This window comes from Mesorhizobium sp. M8A.F.Ca.ET.207.01.1.1 (assembly GCF_004794715.1).
In the GTDB taxonomy this organism is placed as follows: Bacteria; Pseudomonadota; Alphaproteobacteria; order Rhizobiales; family Rhizobiaceae; genus Mesorhizobium.
This window is the reverse complement of sequence record NZ_SRUS01000009.1, coordinates 108,021-123,089: the sequence shown is the minus strand read 5'-3', so window position 1 is coordinate 123,089 and position 15,069 is coordinate 108,021. Positions and strand designations below refer to the sequence as shown.

Below are 15,069 nucleotides of genomic sequence, written 5' to 3'. Positions count from 1 at the left end.
GCCTTGACGAGCGAGGTTCACCGCAATAGTTAAGCAAATGCTTCAGTGTTACCACAGAAACAGACGAGCACAAGAATGTCCCTGACGCTGCATTTCCATCCGCTGGCTTCCTTCTGCTGGAAGCCGCTGATCGCGCTTTACGAGAACGCCACGCCTTTTGCGCCGGTCATTGTCGATCTCGGCGACGAGCAATCACGCGCGGCCTTCCTGAAGATTTCGCCGACCGGCAAGATGCCGGCGCTGCGCGACGACGCGCGAGACCGCACTGTGCTGGAATCGACCATTGTCGTGGAACATCTGGCCGCGCACTATCCGGGACCGGTCGAACTCGTTCCCGCCGACATCGACCTGGCGCTGGCGGTCCGTCAGGCCGACCGCTTCTATGATTTCTATGTGCAGGAGCCCATGCAGAAGATCGTCGGCGACAGGTTGCGGCCGCTCGACAAGACCGATCCATTCGGTGTCGAACAGGCGCGCGGCCAGTTGCGCAATTCCTATGCCATCATCGAACAGGAAATGCAGTCCAGGGAATGGGCTGTAGGCGATGCCTTCACCATGGCCGATTGCGCGGCGTCTCCGGCGCTCTTCTACGCCAACAAGGTCGAGCCGTTCGGCGACAAATATCCCGCCGTGAAGCGCTATCACGACCGCTTGCTGCAACGCGCCGCCTTCATCAGGGTGATCGAGGAGGCGCAGCCCTACTTCAAGTTCTTCCCCTACAACAACGGCTGATCGCGATGCTGCACGATCCCGCCCAACTCGACCTGATGTTCCAGGCGCTCGCCGATCCGGCGCGGCGGCAGATGGTCGACCGGCTGTCACGCGGCCCCGCCTCGGTGAGCCAGCTGGCCGAGCCGTTGGCGATGTCGCTGTCGGCGGTCGTCCAGCACCTCAATCTGCTGGAAGCGAGCGGCCTCGTGCGCACGCAGAAGGTCGGGCGGGTGCGCACTTGCCAGATCGATCCAAGGGCGTTGCGAGCGGCCGAGCACTGGATCAATGAGCGGCGCCTCTCGTGGGAGCGCCGGCTGGATCGGCTCGGCGATTTCCTGGCCGAAAGCTAGAGAGGAAAATGTCATGTCGAAGACCAAATCCGAACTGGTGCGCGGCTATTTCGCCGCCTTTCAGGCCGGAGACCGCGCCGTGATGGGTTCAAGCATGCTCCCGAAGACCGGCCTCCGGTTTTCGGGGTCACGTTCCGGGCAATTCAATCCACCAAGGAAGGTTTCATGACTGAGCGATCCGTTGTCCATTCCACCTTTGTCGTCGAGCGGAGCTATCCGGTGGCACCGGCGAAAGTTTTCTCCGCATTCAGCAGCCCGGATGCCAAGCGGCGCTGGTTCGTCGATCCCCATGACCCAGTGCCCACCCGGCACGAAATGGACTTCCGCGTCGGCGACAAGGAGGTCAATGCCGGCTGCCCGAGCGACGGGCAAATGCATTTCTTCAACGCGGCCTATCAGGACATCGTGCCGGACGAGCGCATCGTTTACAGCTATGAGCTGCTGTTCGGCGAAACCCGCGTGTCGGTGTCGCTGGCGACGATCGAGTTTGTAGCGGAAAGCGGCGGCACGCGGCTTGTGATGACGGAGCAGGGCGCCTTCTTCGACGGCCACGACACCTCAGCCACGCGCGAGCATGGAACGAGCGAACTGCTCGACGCGCTCGGCGCCTTCGTGAATTCGCAATGCTGACCGGGTTGCTCAAGTGCCGGAGGCAGAAACGATCAGGCTTCCCAAAATTGATCGAGCCAGATGTTGAGTCTCAGGAAGCCGGCATTGCTCACCGTATAGACACGCCGCGTGCCTTCAGCCTTGGCGTTGACCAGCCCGGCGTCGAGCAACACTTTCAGATGCTGTGATACGGCCGGGCGGGAGACTGGCAGTCCGGACGCCAATTCGTTGACGGTCTTCGGACCGCGTCGAAGTTCTTCCAGAAGATGGCGCCGATTGGGGTCGGCGATCGCCATGAAGGCGTCGGAAAACATCATGCCTCATTTGTGAGGCAAAGTTTTTCAAATCTCAACTGTTTGCTTCTGCTTTTCTTCTCGGATCGAGCCGCAATGCTTCGGGGGTCACCGAACGGTCGGCCGGCTGCGTCTTGAAGGCGTCGCGATCCTCGATCGGCACCGGAGCGCGGCGGCTGATGCGCAGCAGCGTGTAACCCGCCAGGGACAGATGCGCCAATGCGGTCGCCAGGAACAGGCCCTCCGGGCGCATCCAGCCCATCAGGGCGGCGGCCAGCAACGGCCCGATCATGGTGCCGAAGCCGTAAAGCAGCAGCAGGCCACCCGATACCTTGACGAAATCCTCGGAGCGGGCGTGGTCGTTGGCATGCGCCACGGCAATCGAATAGAGCGTGTAGGCGAAAGCGCCGTAGGCGGCGGTGAAGACGAGGACGAAGACTGCTGAGCGCGGCTCGAACAGGAAGATGAGAAGCGCAAACAGCGCCGCGCCGAAGGCAGCACCGGCCAGCACGAAACGGCGGTCGGTCTTGTCGGAGAGACGCCCGGCCGGAAGCTGCATGGCGGCACCGGCGACGACCACCAGGCTCATCATCAAGGCGATCTCGGCGGTGGAGATGCCGATGCGGGCACCGTAGACCGCGCCGAGCGTGCCCCAGGCGCCGTTGGCGATGCCGATCAAGAGGCAGGCGATCGCCGACACCGGCGAGTTGGCGTAGAGCCCCCTGACGTCGAGCTTGACGTCCTGCAGCGGCTTCGGGAGGGAAGCGCTCGAAACCGCTGTCGGCAGAAGCGACAAGCAGAACAGGATGCCGGTGATCATGAACAGCGACGCCGATTTCACGTCGCCGCCGGCGACGATCATCTGTCCGCCCATGATCGAGGCATAGGTGACCATCATATAGAGGCCGAAGACGGTGCCACGGTTCTCGTTGGTCGCCTTCTCGTTCAGCCAGCTCTCGATGACCATGAAGGCGCCGGCCATGGTGAAACCGGTGAAGGCACGCAGCAGGATCCAGACATATTCGTCGATGACCAGGCCCGTCAGCAGCGCCACGATGGCGCCGGACGCGGCAAAGGCGCCGAAGGCGCGCACATGCCCGGCACGGCGCACGATGCGCGGCGCAAAGAAACAGCCGGTGACGAAGCCGCCGGCCCAGGCCGTGCCCATCAGGCCGAGCGAAGCGGTCGAGAACCCTTCCAACTGGCCGCGCAGGGGCAACAGCAGCCCGTGCAGTCCCGATGCCGCCAGAAGGAAGGCGGTGCCGCGGAGCAGGGAAAGGATCGGTCTGTAGGCTGCGAGCATTTTTTGATCCGGCTGAGGGCTGGGAGGGGCGCAGGTTTGAAGACAGTCGCATTCGGGCTTTTCGGCGGCGAACGGTTACCTCAGCGAATTATCCGCGGCGGAACAGCGCCTCGGCCGCCGACTTGGTGTTGTCCTTGGTCTTGAGTTCGGCCTCCAGCCGGGCGATCTCGTCGCGCAGGATGCCGATGCGCTCGGACAGTTCACCGACGGAAAGCAGCGACAGGTCTTGCCCGATCTCGTGCGGGCGTGCCTTCTTCTTGGGTTCGTCGTCGAAGATCGCCATCGTCGCTCCTCCTACGCCAGACCAGATTGGCCATTTGCCTGATTTGGCAATCAGCATACATAGGGCAGGGGCATCGATGCAAACAGCCGGTAAAAGCCGGCTAGGAAAGACGGGAAACTTCATGGCGAGCGGACAGAAAATTCCGGCACGGATGACGGCGATCGCGATTTCGGAACCGGGCGGGCCCCGGGTGCTGAAGCCGGAAACGCGCGACGTGCCGCTGCCCGGCCCCGGAGAAATCCTGATCAAGGTGCATGCCGCCGGCGTCAACCGGCCCGACGTCCAGCAACGCAAGGGCGCCTATCCGCCACCCCCCGGCGCATCGGACCTGCCCGGCCTCGAAGCGTCGGGCGAGGTGGCGGCGCTTGGCGACGAGATATCGCGCTGGCGCATCGGCGACCGGGTCTGCGCGCTCACGCCCGGCGGCGCCTACGCCGAATATGTAAGGGTTCACGCAGGCAGCGTTTTGCCGCTGCCGGCGGGCTTCACCCATACCGAAGCGGCGGCGGTGCCGGAGAACTACTTCACCGTCTGGCACAATGTCTTCGAGCGCGGCGGCCTGAAGAAGGGTGAGACGCTGCTGGTGCATGGCGGCTCGTCCGGCATCGGCACCACGGCGATCCAGCTCGCCTCGGCCTTCGGCGCCTATGTCATCACCACTGCTGGCAGCAAAGAGAAATGCGACGCCTGCCTGAAAATCGGCGCCGACCGCGCGATCAATTACCACGAGCAGGATTTCGTCGCCGCGGTCAAGGAGGCGACCGAAGGCCGGGGCGCCAACGTCATCCTCGACATGGTCGGCGGCGACTATGTCCAGCGCAACTACGAGGCCGCCGCGATCGAAGGCCGCGTCGTGCAGATCGCCGTCCAGGCAGGTGCCGTGGCGAGCGCCGACTTTTCCAAGATCATGGTCAAGCGGCTGACCCATACGGGTTCGACGCTGAGGCCGCGCACCGTGGAATTCAAGGCAGCGATCGCGGCCGCGTTGGAGGCGCAGGTGTGGCCGCTGCTGGGCACGCGAAAGGTGGCGCCGGTCATGGACATGATCTACCCGCTCACCGATGCCTGGCGCGCGCATGAGCGAATGGAGGAGGGGGATCATATCGGCAAGATCGTGCTCGACGTCGGCTAGGCCCGTATCACCTAAAATCTCGACACCGTCCCCCGGTGCGCGCCCTGCCTGCAAGATGAACAGAAGCTTAATGGTGCAATGCAGCATTTGCATCATTGCTATGCAAAATCAGCCGTTCAAGTCCTCATCGATGATCACTATTTGAGCATCATCGAAACGAACCCAATTCAGGAGGACTACCATGAACCCGATCCGCGCTTTCCGTAACTGGCGCATGTACAACGAGACCGTTCGCGAATTGAACCGCCTCAACGCACGTCAGCTCAGCGACCTCGGCATCAACCGCGCCGACATCGAAAGGATCGCCCGTCAGGCGATCTGATTGCAAGCGCGACCCCGCCGCAAGGCAGGGTCGCAATGCAGAGCCGACGCAGACGCCTTGTTCGTCGCCGGTTCCGAACCCGCTGGACCCTGTCCGGCGGGTTTTGTCTTTTGGGGGGCCAGTCGGCGTGAGCCACCGTCACCCGTGTCAAGCACCAGGCGGCTTGACCTCTGTTTTCAGCATGGCATCTTGACGAATGGGGACCGGTTGCCGCGTGAGCGCGTGGCTGGCAGGGCAGGCATCGACGAAGGCTTCCACGCTCATGTTGGATGATCTTACCGACAAGATCTACGAGGCTGCTTTCGTTCCGGACCTATGGCCGGAGGTACTGGAAGGCATAAATAGCGCCTCGGACTCGGTGGGCGGCGCCGTGTTCCTGTTTGCCGACGAGCAGCCGGTGCGCGGAAGGACGGTGCCGTTGCTGCAGGACTTGCTGAGCGAATTCCTTCTGGGCGATACGCTGCAGTTCTCCACGGCGGTCTCACGCATGTGCGCGGTGCAGCCGGCGAGTTTCGTCGATGTCGAGAGTTTCCTGACAGCCGAGGAAATCGAGAACGATCCCATCCGGGTCCGCCTGCGCGCGCTCGGGATTGGCGCGCATACCTGTACCGCCATCCCGATGCCGAGCGGCGAACTGGCCATCTTCGTCTTCCAGCGAAGGCTTGGCGAGGGCCGCTACGACGCCGGGAGCTTCGACATTCTCGACGGTTTGCGGCCGGCCATGGCGCGCGCCAGCCTGATCGCCGGACGGCTTGGCCTGGAGCGGGCCAAGGGAACCGTTGCCGCCATGACGGCCATGGGGCTGCCGGCGGCCATTCTCTCATCGAGGGGGCATGTGCTCGCCGCCAATCAGCTGTTCGAGAGCATGGGCTCTATCTTCCTGCCGGTCGCCTTTGGCGGCATGGCAATCGTCGATGCGGATGCCAATCGCCTGTTTCAGCAGGCCGTCGTCGCTGCGCGGGGGGACGCCGAACCCTCGGTCCGGTCCATCCCTGTTCCGGCCGCCGCCGACAGGTCGCCACTGATCCTTCATGTCCTGCCGCTGCGCCGCTCCGCCCACGAGATATTCTCGGGCGCCGACATCCTGGTCGCGGCGACGGCGGTGAACGCCAGTTCCATGGTGCCATCGCCAACACTGCTTGCCGGACTGTTCGACCTGACGCCGGCCGAGGCGCGCCTGGCCTCGGCACTTTCGCAAGGGCGAACCCTGACGGAGGCGGCGGCGAGCGCCAACATCACCGTTAAGACCGGGCGAACCTATCTCGAACGGATATTCGCCAAGACCGGAACGCGCCAACAGAGCCAGCTTGTCGCGCTGCTCAAGGGCACGGAGCCGTTCCGGTAACCGCCGGTTCGCGGTTTTCGGCGGGCTTTTCCAAAAACATTGCGAAGCGGCCAGGGAACGGTTATACAGGCCCCGAATTTCCCATTTTGGTGGCTCTAAACCACCGCCCGCGCGGGAACGCGGGCGAACGAGAAGGATTTTTGCAATGGCCAATACGCTGCTGATGCCCAAGGCGACCGCCGTCTGGCTGGTCGACAACACCGCGCTTTCCTTCGAGCAGATCGCGCAGTTCTGCGGGCTGCATCCGCTCGAGGTCAAGGCGATCGCCGACGGCGAATCGGCGCAAGGCATCAAGGGCATGGATCCGATCATGACCGGCCAGCTGACCCGCGACGAGATCGCGCGCGCCGAGAAAGACCCGAACCAGCGCCTCAAGCTTTCCGACCCCAAGGTGCGGGTGCCGGAATCCAAGCGCAAGGGTCCGCGCTACACGCCGCTGTCGAAGCGCCAGGATCGGCCGAACGCCATTCTGTGGCTGGTGCGCAACCATCCCGAACTCAAGGACGCGCAGATTTCGCGCCTTGTCGGCACCACCAAGTCGACGATCGAGCAGATCCGCGAACGCAAGCACTGGAACTCGGCCAATCTGCAGCCGATGGACCCGGTGACGCTGGGTCTCGCCTCGCAGATCGACCTCGACATGGAGGTCAACCGCGCCTCGCGTGGCCGCGAACAGGCGCAGCCGGTCGGCGATACGCTGCTGCCGGCGGCATTGACCGAGCGGCTGGTGCCGGCGCCGGAGAAGCCGAAGGACGAGGACGCCGAGCTCGACGCCAACGCCGTCTTCGCCAAGCTGTCAGCGCTGAAGTCGAAGGACACCGATACGGACGACGAAGAATAGGCTTTTCGCCAATTCGACAAAAAAGCCCGCTTCGAGCGGGCTTTTTTGTGCGGTCGGGCAAATCTCAGCTTCGCGCCGCGCGGTCGGGCGCCATGCCGTAGTCCTCGCTGCGCTCCACCGCCCGGTAGAAATCGGCGAGCTGCTTGCCGCGTTCCGGCTTGAAGATGCGGCCGGCGATGACCACCGAGGCGATGCGGTCGATGCGGAAAGCGCGAAAATCATCACGCATCTCGCACCAGGCGACCAGCGTCCAAACCTTGCCCCAGAACCATAGGCCGAGCGGCCTGATATCGCGCGCGGTACCGCGACCGGCTTCGTCCGAGTAGTCGATGGTCAGCACCTGGCGTTTTTCGACCGCGCGCTCGATCAGGTCGATCGCCTCGCGGGCGGCGTCGCTGACCACCCACATCGGCGTGTGGATCTCGGTGCGGGCGATGCGATCCTTTTCGGCATCGGGCAGTACGGCACCGATCTTGACCAGCGCCTCGTCGGCGGCGCGCGCCATGGCAGCGCCGCCAAAGGCGCGCACCATGCGGGCGCCGGCAACCAGCGCCACGATCTCGTCACGCGTGAACATCAGCGGCGGAAGGTCGAAACCCTCCCTCATCATGTAGCCAACGCCAGCCTCGCCGTCGATCGGCACCCCGGTCGACTGCAGGTCGGCTATGTCGCGATAGATGGTTCGCTCGGAAACCTCGAGCCATGTGCCGAGCTTCTGGGCGGTGACCAGGCGGCCACCACGCAGATGCTGCACGATCTGAAAGAGCCTGTCGGCGCGGCGCATCGTTTGCTTCCCCAGTGTCTTTCCCATGCATGCCGTGGCTCCCGGACCGGATCCACTTCCACGTGACATGCATTACGGTTTCAGCCCTTCGCGCTTACGCTGCGCGGCAACGAATTCCGCGCCGAAGGACAGTTTCCTCGTTGTCGGCGTCTTCGCATCAAGCACGCGCCAGAAGGGAGCGATGTCGCAGAGCGTCATGCCGCGTTCAAGGTCCTCCGAGGCCGCCTCGGCGACCGTGCGCAGATGATAGCCTATGGTGACCGGGCATGTCACTTCGGCGCCGTGCTCGATGGCGAGCGCGGTGCGCAACGCGCGAACGTCCATCTCGACACCTTCAGCAATCGAGCGGATGAAATCATCGACCTGGCGCGCGGTTGGCACCAGCATGGGCTGGCCCTCGACGACGTCTCCCATCGTGCGCGGCGTTGGTTTCACGCCGTTGATGCCAGGCGTGTTCAGCCTGTCGTTCCAGCTTTTCATCGATCGTCCTCTCGGCCGGCCATGCGCATCAGTCACCATCGCACGCGCCTCCTGACAGCATACTGTCAGGAGGCTTCACCATACTCTTTGGCGAACAGCGTCCGCATCTGCGCGAGATCGCTGCCTTTTTCGGGATAGAGCGTTTGTAGAAAGGCAAGGGCGAAGGTGCCGGGCGCAGAGCCCGGCGCGGAAACGATCCTGCCGTCGGCCACGGCATGCGGCACGTCCTGATAATTGCCATCGCCGGCATAGCCGGCTTCGTGGCGGTTGATCCAGTCTCGGCCATTGCTGGTATGCCTGGCCTTCTCGAACATGCCGGCTCGGGCCAGCGCCAGCGTCCCGGCACAAATGCCGCCAACGACACCGCCGCGCGCCGCGACGGCCGTCAGCAGTTCGGAAGCATCCGGCGGCGCCTTGCCCGCCCACTGGTCGGAACCGATGACGGCCACGGCATCGAGATCGATATTGTCATCGGCGTCCGCCGAACGGTCCGGTGTCAGGCGAAAACCGCTGATTCCGGTCACCGGCTTGCCTCCCGGCGTCAGCGACACGGCGCGAGCGCCGAACCACTCGACCGCCGAGGCCGCCAGCAACCCATATTCCCAGTCGGCAAAGCCCTCGATGAAAAGGAAGCCGATTGTCTTGTTCTCGGGCATGAGCTCGCTCCATCCCTCGCGCCGGACCTGATATCTGGGTGCTGACGTGTCAGCCTCCAACCGCTGGCTTGAAAATTCTGCTCAATTGCCGTGATGGCGACGCTCGGCATACATGTCGGGCCAGCCGATATCCTTGCGAATGTCGGCGGGCAGCGCGTTCATGAACCGCTGCGTGCGGATCTCGGTGCGCATAGTGCGGATCTTGCCGACATAGTGCTGCATGCCACGCAGAATGGTAAAACCGTTCATGACCAATCTCCTCTCTCTAACTGGAGGCAGTATCGCATACCCCTCCTGACAGCAGTCTGTCAGGAGGATGGCAGGTCGTATCGCGACAGTTCCGTTCTCGCCATGACAGGTCCTGCGGGTGCGGGTCGTTCACCAAGGTCAGGCCAATCTGGCCGTATTGTTCATCGCCTGTCGACAAACTGTCGGGACAGGCGGCCTTAAGCGGGGTGACCGGAGTTCTGATATGAAAGGAGAAAATTCTTCCCCAAAAAACAGGGAGACGACCATGAGCATGCAACTGACAGGAATTCACCATCTGACCGCCATCACCGCCAATGCGCCCGGCAATCTGCACTTTTACACGAAGGTGCTGGGCCTGCGGCTCGTCAAGAAAACGGTGAACCAGGACGATACCTCGGCCTACCATCTCTTTTATGCCGACGGCGAGGCAACACCGGGTACGGACCTGACCTTCTTCGACTGGCCGGTCGGCCGCGAACGGCGTGGCACGCACAGCATCGCGCGAACCAGCCTCAGGGTCGGCAGCCAGGAGAGCCTTGCCTGGTGGAAGCAGCACCTTGCCAGCGAAGGCATCGTGACAGGAGAGATTGTCGATATCGGCGGCTACAAGTCGCTGGATTTCGAGGACCCCGAAGGCCAGCGCCTGCGGCTCGTCAGCGATGACGGAAAGGGCGGCAGCCATCCCTGGGCGCAAAGCCCGGTGCCGGCCGAACATCAGATCCGCGGGCTCGGGCCAATCGTCATCAGTGTTCCCGATATCACCAACACCGAGGCGGTGCTGACCAGGGTGATGAACATGCGCAAGGTACGCGACTATGCCTCGCCGGACGGCGAGGGCCAGGTCCACGTCTTCGAAATGGGCGCGGGCGGGCCGGCGGCGGAGCTTCATGTCGCCGTGCAGCCCGGGCTGGCGCCCGCAAGGCAAGGCGCCGGTGCGGTTCACCACGTCGCCTTCAGGGCGCCGGACCAGGAGACGTTGCATCATTGGACGGCGCGCCTTGCCGAATTCCGGCTGCCGTCGAGCGGCGAGGTCGAGCGTTACTACTTCCGCTCGCTCTATTTCCGTGAGCCGAACGGCATCCTGTTCGAGATCGCCACCGACGGGCCGGGGTTCACCGCCGACGAGCCGCTGGAAACGCTCGGCGAAAGCCTTGCCCTGCCGCCGTTCCTGGAGGCAAAACGCGCTTCGATCGAGGCTGGCCTCAAGCCGCTGAAGTAGATCGTTGCGCGGTTAGGTGCGGGCGCCGCGTTCCGGTTCTGGATCGCGTCGTCTTTCTTTCCCGGAGACCGAGCGAAACCGCTTTGACAGGTGACGGCGTTGCTGGTCAAAGGCGGCATGACGAAACTCCTCGCCCTTGTCATCGTCGGGTTCATGGTGATCCAGCTCATCAAGCCGCTCGGTTGGCCCGGGCTCAGGCGACGCGGCGATTTCTGGAAATTGGCGCTTCTTGCCATGGCGGCGATTTCGCTGGCGGCCGTGCTCGGGCATTTGACCTAAGCTGTCGCGCCGCTTGGCCATAGATATTCAGTCGCCAAGCACAGGGTCGACGAGATGTTCCGCCCAGGCCCGGTAGCCGGCCTCCGAGGCATGGAACCCGTCGGAGGCAAAACCGGCTTCAGGGTTGGTGATCGGCAGGCGCGGCGCTGGCACCGCGCCGCGTTCCAGGCAGAGGCGTTCGCCCATCCGGTTCATCGCGGTGGCGCGGACCTCGAGGATCTTGCCGAGCAGCGACGGCATGGCCGGCGCGCGCGTGAACTCCAGCACCGGCGACCATATCACGCGCGCCTCCGGCCATTTGGCGCGCAGCGCGTAGAGCAGGCCGCCGAACTCCTTCTTGAAGCGCGGCACGGAATGAAAATTCTTGGTGTCGTTGGTGCCGATGGCGAGCACGATATGCGTCCACGGATCGGCCGACAGGTTGGGCAGGACATGGTCGCGGATCTGGCCAGATGTCGCCGAATTGAAGCCGGCGGCACGCCAGCGCACAGCGCTGCCCGTGCGCTGCGCAATCAGCACGGCGAGCTGCGCGGCAAGGCCGTTTTCGGAATTGCCGATGCCGACCGACGCGGCGGAGGAATCGCCCAGGACCAGCAGCGAGATCACCGGGGCCTGGCCCGAGATCTCGTGCATGACCGGGCCTTGCGCCGGCAGCATGCGCGAGGTGCGGCGGCGCACGCCCAACCCCTGCCAGACATAGACCGGGAAGGCGAGCCAGGTGAGGACGGTCGGGAAACGCATGGCAATACCGTGAAATGACGAGGCAGCCTTAGCGCATGTTTTGATCGGCGTGAACGGATCCCGCCTCATCGACCCATGCCCTTTGTTTTGGCGCAATTCCGGACGGGAAACCGTTTCACGCTTTTTCTGAAATTGCCCTAGGGGCAAGCGTCGTCCTGCAGCGACCTGTTTCCATAGTCGTCGTGCAACCGCACCCAGTCCATCGAAGTGCCATAGGGGCCGGTCTCGCCGCGGCCTTTCGGCGCCATGTCGAGATATTGATAGGCGCCGATGAACTGCTCGCTGCCACGGGCGCGCGACATGAAGGTCAGGAAGATGTCACCGGCTTCCTCCCTGTAGAAGACAGTGGTGCCAGGCAGGTCCTTCGACGTCGATACCGGTGTCTCGAAGTTATAGACGGCTTCGCCGGAGGCGATCTGCCTGTCGGTGAAGGAGACCTGCATGTCGAAGTTGAAATCCGAGGCATAGGAGGACACCCAGTCGAATTTCCATCCCATGCGCTGCTTGTAAGGCAGCAGCTCGGCGAGCGGCGCGCGCGCGATCACGACAAGCGACACGTCATGATGCCTGAGATGCTGGTTGGCGCCGTCGATGTGATCGGCGACGAAGGCACAGCTCTCGCAGTGATGCGTCGAGCCCGGCGCGAACACGAAGTGATAGACGATCAGCTGGCTGCGGCCGGCGAAGAGATCGGCCAGTTTCTTTGGTCCGTGTTCCGTCTCGAAGACATAATCCTTCCGCACCTTCAGCCAGGGTAGCTGCCGCCGCTCGGCCGCAACGCGTTCGCGTAACCGCGTCAGTTCCTTCTCGCGGTTTAGATGTGCCTTGTGGGCCTCGAACCAGTCTTCGCGCGAAACGACCTTGTTGCGATGCATGTACTTCTCCCTGTCTGCACCCCAAGGACGAACGGGATGGGCGCGAGCCGACATCGCCGCTGCCAGGAATGCCCAGAGGAAATAAGAATGCGAATGCCTCGCCCCAAGGCCGGCGCGCCAAAACAAAAACCCGGGCACGTCGGCCCGGGTTTGAAGGGAAGGGATAGCAGGGGGTCTTCAGGCAGCCTGTTCCAGGCTCGCCTTCCATTTACCGAGTGCGGCCAGATGGTTCATGTGGGCGCGATGGGTGAAGGCGGCCTGGCCGGCGGCGATGTTCGATGCCTTGCCGCTCCAAGCCTTCTGCGGCGCGGCCTGCAGCGCGCGGCCGTAGGAGAAGGTCAGCTTCCACGGGTGTGGGCCGATGGCGTTGATGGCGTTGAGGTTGGCGGTCGCCTCCTCGTCCTCTTGGCCGCCGGAGAGGAAGGCGATGCCCGGTACCGCCGCCGGCACTGTCTCGCGGAACAGCTTTATGGTCTTTTCGGCGACGTGCTCGGGACTGTCCACGGTGCCCGACTTCTTGCCCGACAGGACCATGTTCGGCTTCAGGATCGTGCCTTCAAGCACGACGCGGGCCGCGTAGAGTTCGTCATAGAGCCTTGTCAGCGTCGCCTTGGAAACCTCGTAGCAGGTGCCGATGTCGTGGGCGCCGTCCATCAGCACTTCAGGCTCGACGATCGGCACGATGCCGGCTTCCTGGCAAAGGGCGGCATAGCGGGCGAGCGCATGGGTGTTCGCGCCGATCGAGGTGGCCGAGGGGACGCCCTTGGCGGTGTCGATGTCGATCACCGCGCGCCATTTGGCGAAACGGGCGCCGAGCTTGTAATAGTCGGCAAGCCGTTCGCGCAGTCCGTCGAGGCCTTCGGTGACGGTGTCGCCGGGAAATCCGGCCAGCGGCTTGGCGCCGGCATCGACCTTGATGCCGGGAATGGCGCCTGACGCCTTGATGATGTCGACCAGAGGCGTGCCGTCGGCGGCCTTCTGGCGGATGGTCTCGTCATAGAGGATGACGCCGGAAATGTACCTGGTCATCGCGTCCTTGGCGCGGAACATCATCTCGCGATAGTCGCGGCGACTGTCGGCGGTCGATTCGACGCCGATGACGTCGAAGCGCTTCTTGATGGTGCCGGAGCTTTCGTCGGCGGCCAAAAGGCCCTTGCCGTTGGCCACGATCGCGGCGGCAATGTCTTCGAGACGTTCGCTCATTCTGCTTCTCCTGAACCGGTTGATCTGCGCCTAGCAGAACACTACCGCCAAAGGAATGACGCCGGAAAGCTCGAATCGATTGAAAGTCGCCGGCGCCGCCGCCGGCTCCCTTCGAGTTGATCGGATTGCCGGGGAGCCGCCGAACGCTTCAGCGCTTCAGCACGTCGACGCCGGGCAACGGCTTGCCTTCCATCCACTCCAGGAAGGCGCCGCCGGCGGTCGAGACATAGGTGAAGTCGTCGGCGACACCGGCATGGTTGAGCGCCGCCACCGTATCGCCGCCGCCGGCGACCGAGACCAGCTTGCCGGCCTTTGTGCGCGCGGCCGCATGTTTGGCCGCCGCCACCGTGGCGTGATCGAACGGCTCGATCTCGAAGGCGCCGAGCGGACCGTTCCAGACCAGCGTCGCCGCGCGGTCGATCCATTCGCCGATCGTCGTCACGGTCTTGGCGCCGACATCGAGGATCATGCCGTCGGCCGGCACGTCGGAGATGGCGACGGTCTCGCAGGCGGCGCCCGCCTTGAACTGCTTGGCGACGACGCCGTCGACCGGCAGGATGATGGCGCAGCCGGCTTCGGCGGCCTCGATCATGATCTGCTTGGCGGTCGGGGCCAGGTCATGCTCGCAAAGCGACTTGCCGACATCGGTGCCGCGCGCGGCGAGGAAGGTGTTGGCCATGCCGCCACCGATAACCAGCGCGTCGACTTTCTTCACCAGGTTCATTAACAGGTCGATCTTGGTCGAGACCTTGGCGCCACCGACGATGGCGACGACCGGACGCACCGGATTGCCCAGGCCCTTCTCCAGCGCCTCGAGTTCGGCCTGCATGGTGCGGCCGGCAAAGGATGGCAGCAGGCGCGCCAGCCCTTCCGTCGAGGCGTGCGCCCGGTGGGCCGCCGAAAAGGCGTCGTTGACGAAGATGTCGCCATTGGCGGCGAGCCGTTCGGCAAAGGCGGGATCGTTCTTCTCCTCGGCCTTGTAGAAGCGGGTGTTTTCGAGCAGCAGCACGTCGCCCTTGTCCATGGCGGCGACAGCGCTGCCCGCCGTGTCGCCGACGCAATCGGAGGCGAAGCCGACGGGGCGGCCGAGCACCTGCGCGGTGGCCCTGGCGATAGGCTCCAGCGAGAATTCGGCCGAGGGGCCATCCTTGGGCCGGCCGAAATGGGCGAGCAGGATGACCTTGGCACCCTTGCCGGACAATTCGGCGATGGTCGGCGCGATGCGCTCGATGCGGGTGGCGTCGGTGACCTTGCCGTCGGCGACGGGAACGTTGAGGTCGACGCGCACCAGCACGCGCTTGCCGCTTATGTTGCCGATGTCGTCCAGTGTCTTGAAGGCAGCCATGCCGGTCCCTTTCGTCTGAAAATCGCCGGGACCATACCCCGCATCGGCG

21 protein-coding genes are annotated in these 15,069 nt (G+C 63.9%); 10 read left to right on the top strand and 11 right to left on the bottom strand.

Annotation, left to right across the window (positions count from 1 at the left end; all coding sequences use genetic code 11):
• Positions 1 to 75: 75 nt before the first annotated feature.
• From EN850_RS25000 to EN850_RS24985, 4 genes are read left to right on the top strand one after another with little or no spacing between them, the layout of a single operon-like run.
• Positions 76 to 732 (top strand): glutathione S-transferase family protein, encoded by a 657-nt coding sequence (locus EN850_RS25000; RefSeq protein ID WP_136092489.1) that lies wholly within the window; start codon positions 76 to 78, stop codon positions 730 to 732.
• Between the two features lie 5 nt (positions 733 to 737).
• Positions 738 to 1,061: a metalloregulator ArsR/SmtB family transcription factor gene (locus tag EN850_RS24995; protein WP_127278217.1), complete on the top strand. Its 324-nt coding sequence runs from the start codon at positions 738 to 740 to the stop codon at positions 1,059 to 1,061.
• Between the two features lie 13 nt (positions 1,062 to 1,074).
• A complete protein-coding gene (locus EN850_RS36470) occupies positions 1,075 to 1,230 on the top strand; it encodes a hypothetical protein (protein ID WP_189521848.1) in 156 nt (51 codons plus the stop codon).
• A gap of 50 nt (positions 1,231 to 1,280) precedes the next feature.
• Positions 1,281 to 1,691, top strand: coding sequence for an SRPBCC family protein (locus EN850_RS24985; protein WP_246689271.1), 411 nt, complete (start codon positions 1,281 to 1,283; stop codon positions 1,689 to 1,691).
• A 32-nt stretch (positions 1,692 to 1,723) separates the two neighbouring features.
• Here EN850_RS24985 and EN850_RS24980 read toward each other — a convergent pair whose 3' ends face one another.
• The 3 genes from EN850_RS24980 to EN850_RS24970 form a co-directional block, all read right to left on the bottom strand.
• Positions 1,724 to 1,987, bottom strand: a complete 264-nt coding sequence (locus EN850_RS24980; RefSeq protein ID WP_019861642.1) for a metalloregulator ArsR/SmtB family transcription factor — start codon at positions 1,985 to 1,987, stop codon at positions 1,724 to 1,726.
• Between the two features lie 31 nt (positions 1,988 to 2,018).
• Positions 2,019 to 3,266 carry an MFS transporter gene (locus tag EN850_RS24975; protein ID WP_135882146.1) on the bottom strand — a complete coding sequence of 416 codons (1,248 nt, stop codon included), beginning with the start codon at positions 3,264 to 3,266 and terminating at the stop codon, positions 2,019 to 2,021.
• A gap of 88 nt (positions 3,267 to 3,354) precedes the next feature.
• Positions 3,355 to 3,549: a DUF1192 domain-containing protein gene (locus tag EN850_RS24970; RefSeq protein WP_027141877.1), complete on the bottom strand. Its 195-nt coding sequence runs from the start codon at positions 3,547 to 3,549 to the stop codon at positions 3,355 to 3,357.
• Positions 3,550 to 3,670: 121 nt separating this feature from the next.
• Between EN850_RS24970 and EN850_RS24965 the strand changes: the two genes are divergently transcribed.
• From EN850_RS24965 to EN850_RS24950, 4 genes are all read left to right on the top strand, one after another.
• A complete protein-coding gene (locus tag EN850_RS24965) occupies positions 3,671 to 4,681 on the top strand; it encodes an NAD(P)H-quinone oxidoreductase (RefSeq protein WP_135917167.1) in 1,011 nt (336 codons plus the stop codon).
• 181 nt (positions 4,682 to 4,862) lie between these two features.
• Positions 4,863 to 5,003, top strand: a complete 141-nt coding sequence (locus EN850_RS24960; RefSeq protein ID WP_064987068.1) for a DUF1127 domain-containing protein — start codon at positions 4,863 to 4,865, stop codon at positions 5,001 to 5,003.
• A 262-nt stretch (positions 5,004 to 5,265) separates the two neighbouring features.
• Positions 5,266 to 6,348: a helix-turn-helix transcriptional regulator gene (locus EN850_RS24955; RefSeq protein ID WP_135917168.1), complete on the top strand. Its 1,083-nt coding sequence runs from the start codon at positions 5,266 to 5,268 to the stop codon at positions 6,346 to 6,348.
• A 145-nt stretch (positions 6,349 to 6,493) separates the two neighbouring features.
• On the top strand, positions 6,494 to 7,189 hold the full coding sequence (locus EN850_RS24950; RefSeq protein ID WP_015315358.1) for a DUF1013 domain-containing protein: 696 nt from the start codon (positions 6,494 to 6,496) through the stop codon (positions 7,187 to 7,189).
• Positions 7,190 to 7,253: 64 nt separating this feature from the next.
• Here EN850_RS24950 and EN850_RS24945 read toward each other — a convergent pair whose 3' ends face one another.
• From EN850_RS24945 to EN850_RS24930, 4 genes are all read right to left on the bottom strand, one after another.
• The gene (locus EN850_RS24945; RefSeq protein ID WP_013529238.1) at positions 7,254 to 7,973 is read right to left on the bottom strand and encodes a YafY family protein; all 720 of its coding nucleotides are present in this window, start codon (positions 7,971 to 7,973) and stop codon (positions 7,254 to 7,256) included.
• Positions 7,974 to 8,045: 72 nt separating this feature from the next.
• Positions 8,046 to 8,453 (bottom strand): hypothetical protein, encoded by a 408-nt coding sequence (locus tag EN850_RS24940; protein WP_136092487.1) that lies wholly within the window; start codon positions 8,451 to 8,453, stop codon positions 8,046 to 8,048.
• 65 nt (positions 8,454 to 8,518) lie between these two features.
• Positions 8,519 to 9,109 (bottom strand): DJ-1/PfpI family protein, encoded by a 591-nt coding sequence (locus EN850_RS24935; RefSeq protein ID WP_136092486.1) that lies wholly within the window; start codon positions 9,107 to 9,109, stop codon positions 8,519 to 8,521.
• 81 nt (positions 9,110 to 9,190) lie between these two features.
• Positions 9,191 to 9,358 carry a hypothetical protein gene (locus EN850_RS24930; protein WP_136092485.1) on the bottom strand — a complete coding sequence of 56 codons (168 nt, stop codon included), beginning with the start codon at positions 9,356 to 9,358 and terminating at the stop codon, positions 9,191 to 9,193.
• 265 nt (positions 9,359 to 9,623) lie between these two features.
• On the opposite strand from EN850_RS24930, the gene EN850_RS24925 reads away from it, so the two are divergent.
• A complete protein-coding gene (locus EN850_RS24925) occupies positions 9,624 to 10,577 on the top strand; it encodes a ring-cleaving dioxygenase (RefSeq protein WP_135917171.1) in 954 nt (317 codons plus the stop codon).
• Positions 10,578 to 10,694: 117 nt separating this feature from the next.
• Entirely contained in the window at positions 10,695 to 10,856 is a 162-nt protein-coding gene (locus EN850_RS24920; protein ID WP_015315363.1) for a hypothetical protein, read from the top strand.
• Positions 10,857 to 10,883: 27 nt separating this feature from the next.
• On the opposite strand, the gene EN850_RS24915 is transcribed toward EN850_RS24920, so the two are convergent.
• The 4 genes from EN850_RS24915 to EN850_RS24900 all read right to left on the bottom strand — a co-directional run bounded on the left by EN850_RS24915 (position 10,884) and on the right by EN850_RS24900 (position 15,020).
• Positions 10,884 to 11,597, bottom strand: a complete 714-nt coding sequence (locus EN850_RS24915; protein WP_136092484.1) for an SGNH/GDSL hydrolase family protein — start codon at positions 11,595 to 11,597, stop codon at positions 10,884 to 10,886.
• Positions 11,598 to 11,734: 137 nt separating this feature from the next.
• Positions 11,735 to 12,472 (bottom strand): thioredoxin family protein, encoded by a 738-nt coding sequence (locus EN850_RS24910; protein ID WP_135920026.1) that lies wholly within the window; start codon positions 12,470 to 12,472, stop codon positions 11,735 to 11,737.
• A gap of 177 nt (positions 12,473 to 12,649) precedes the next feature.
• Positions 12,650 to 13,675, bottom strand: a complete 1,026-nt coding sequence (locus EN850_RS24905) for a class I fructose-bisphosphate aldolase (RefSeq protein WP_135929515.1) — start codon at positions 13,673 to 13,675, stop codon at positions 12,650 to 12,652.
• Between the two features lie 148 nt (positions 13,676 to 13,823).
• Positions 13,824 to 15,020, bottom strand: coding sequence for a phosphoglycerate kinase (locus EN850_RS24900; protein ID WP_135929514.1), 1,197 nt, complete (start codon positions 15,018 to 15,020; stop codon positions 13,824 to 13,826).
• Positions 15,021 to 15,069 lie beyond the last annotated feature (49 nt).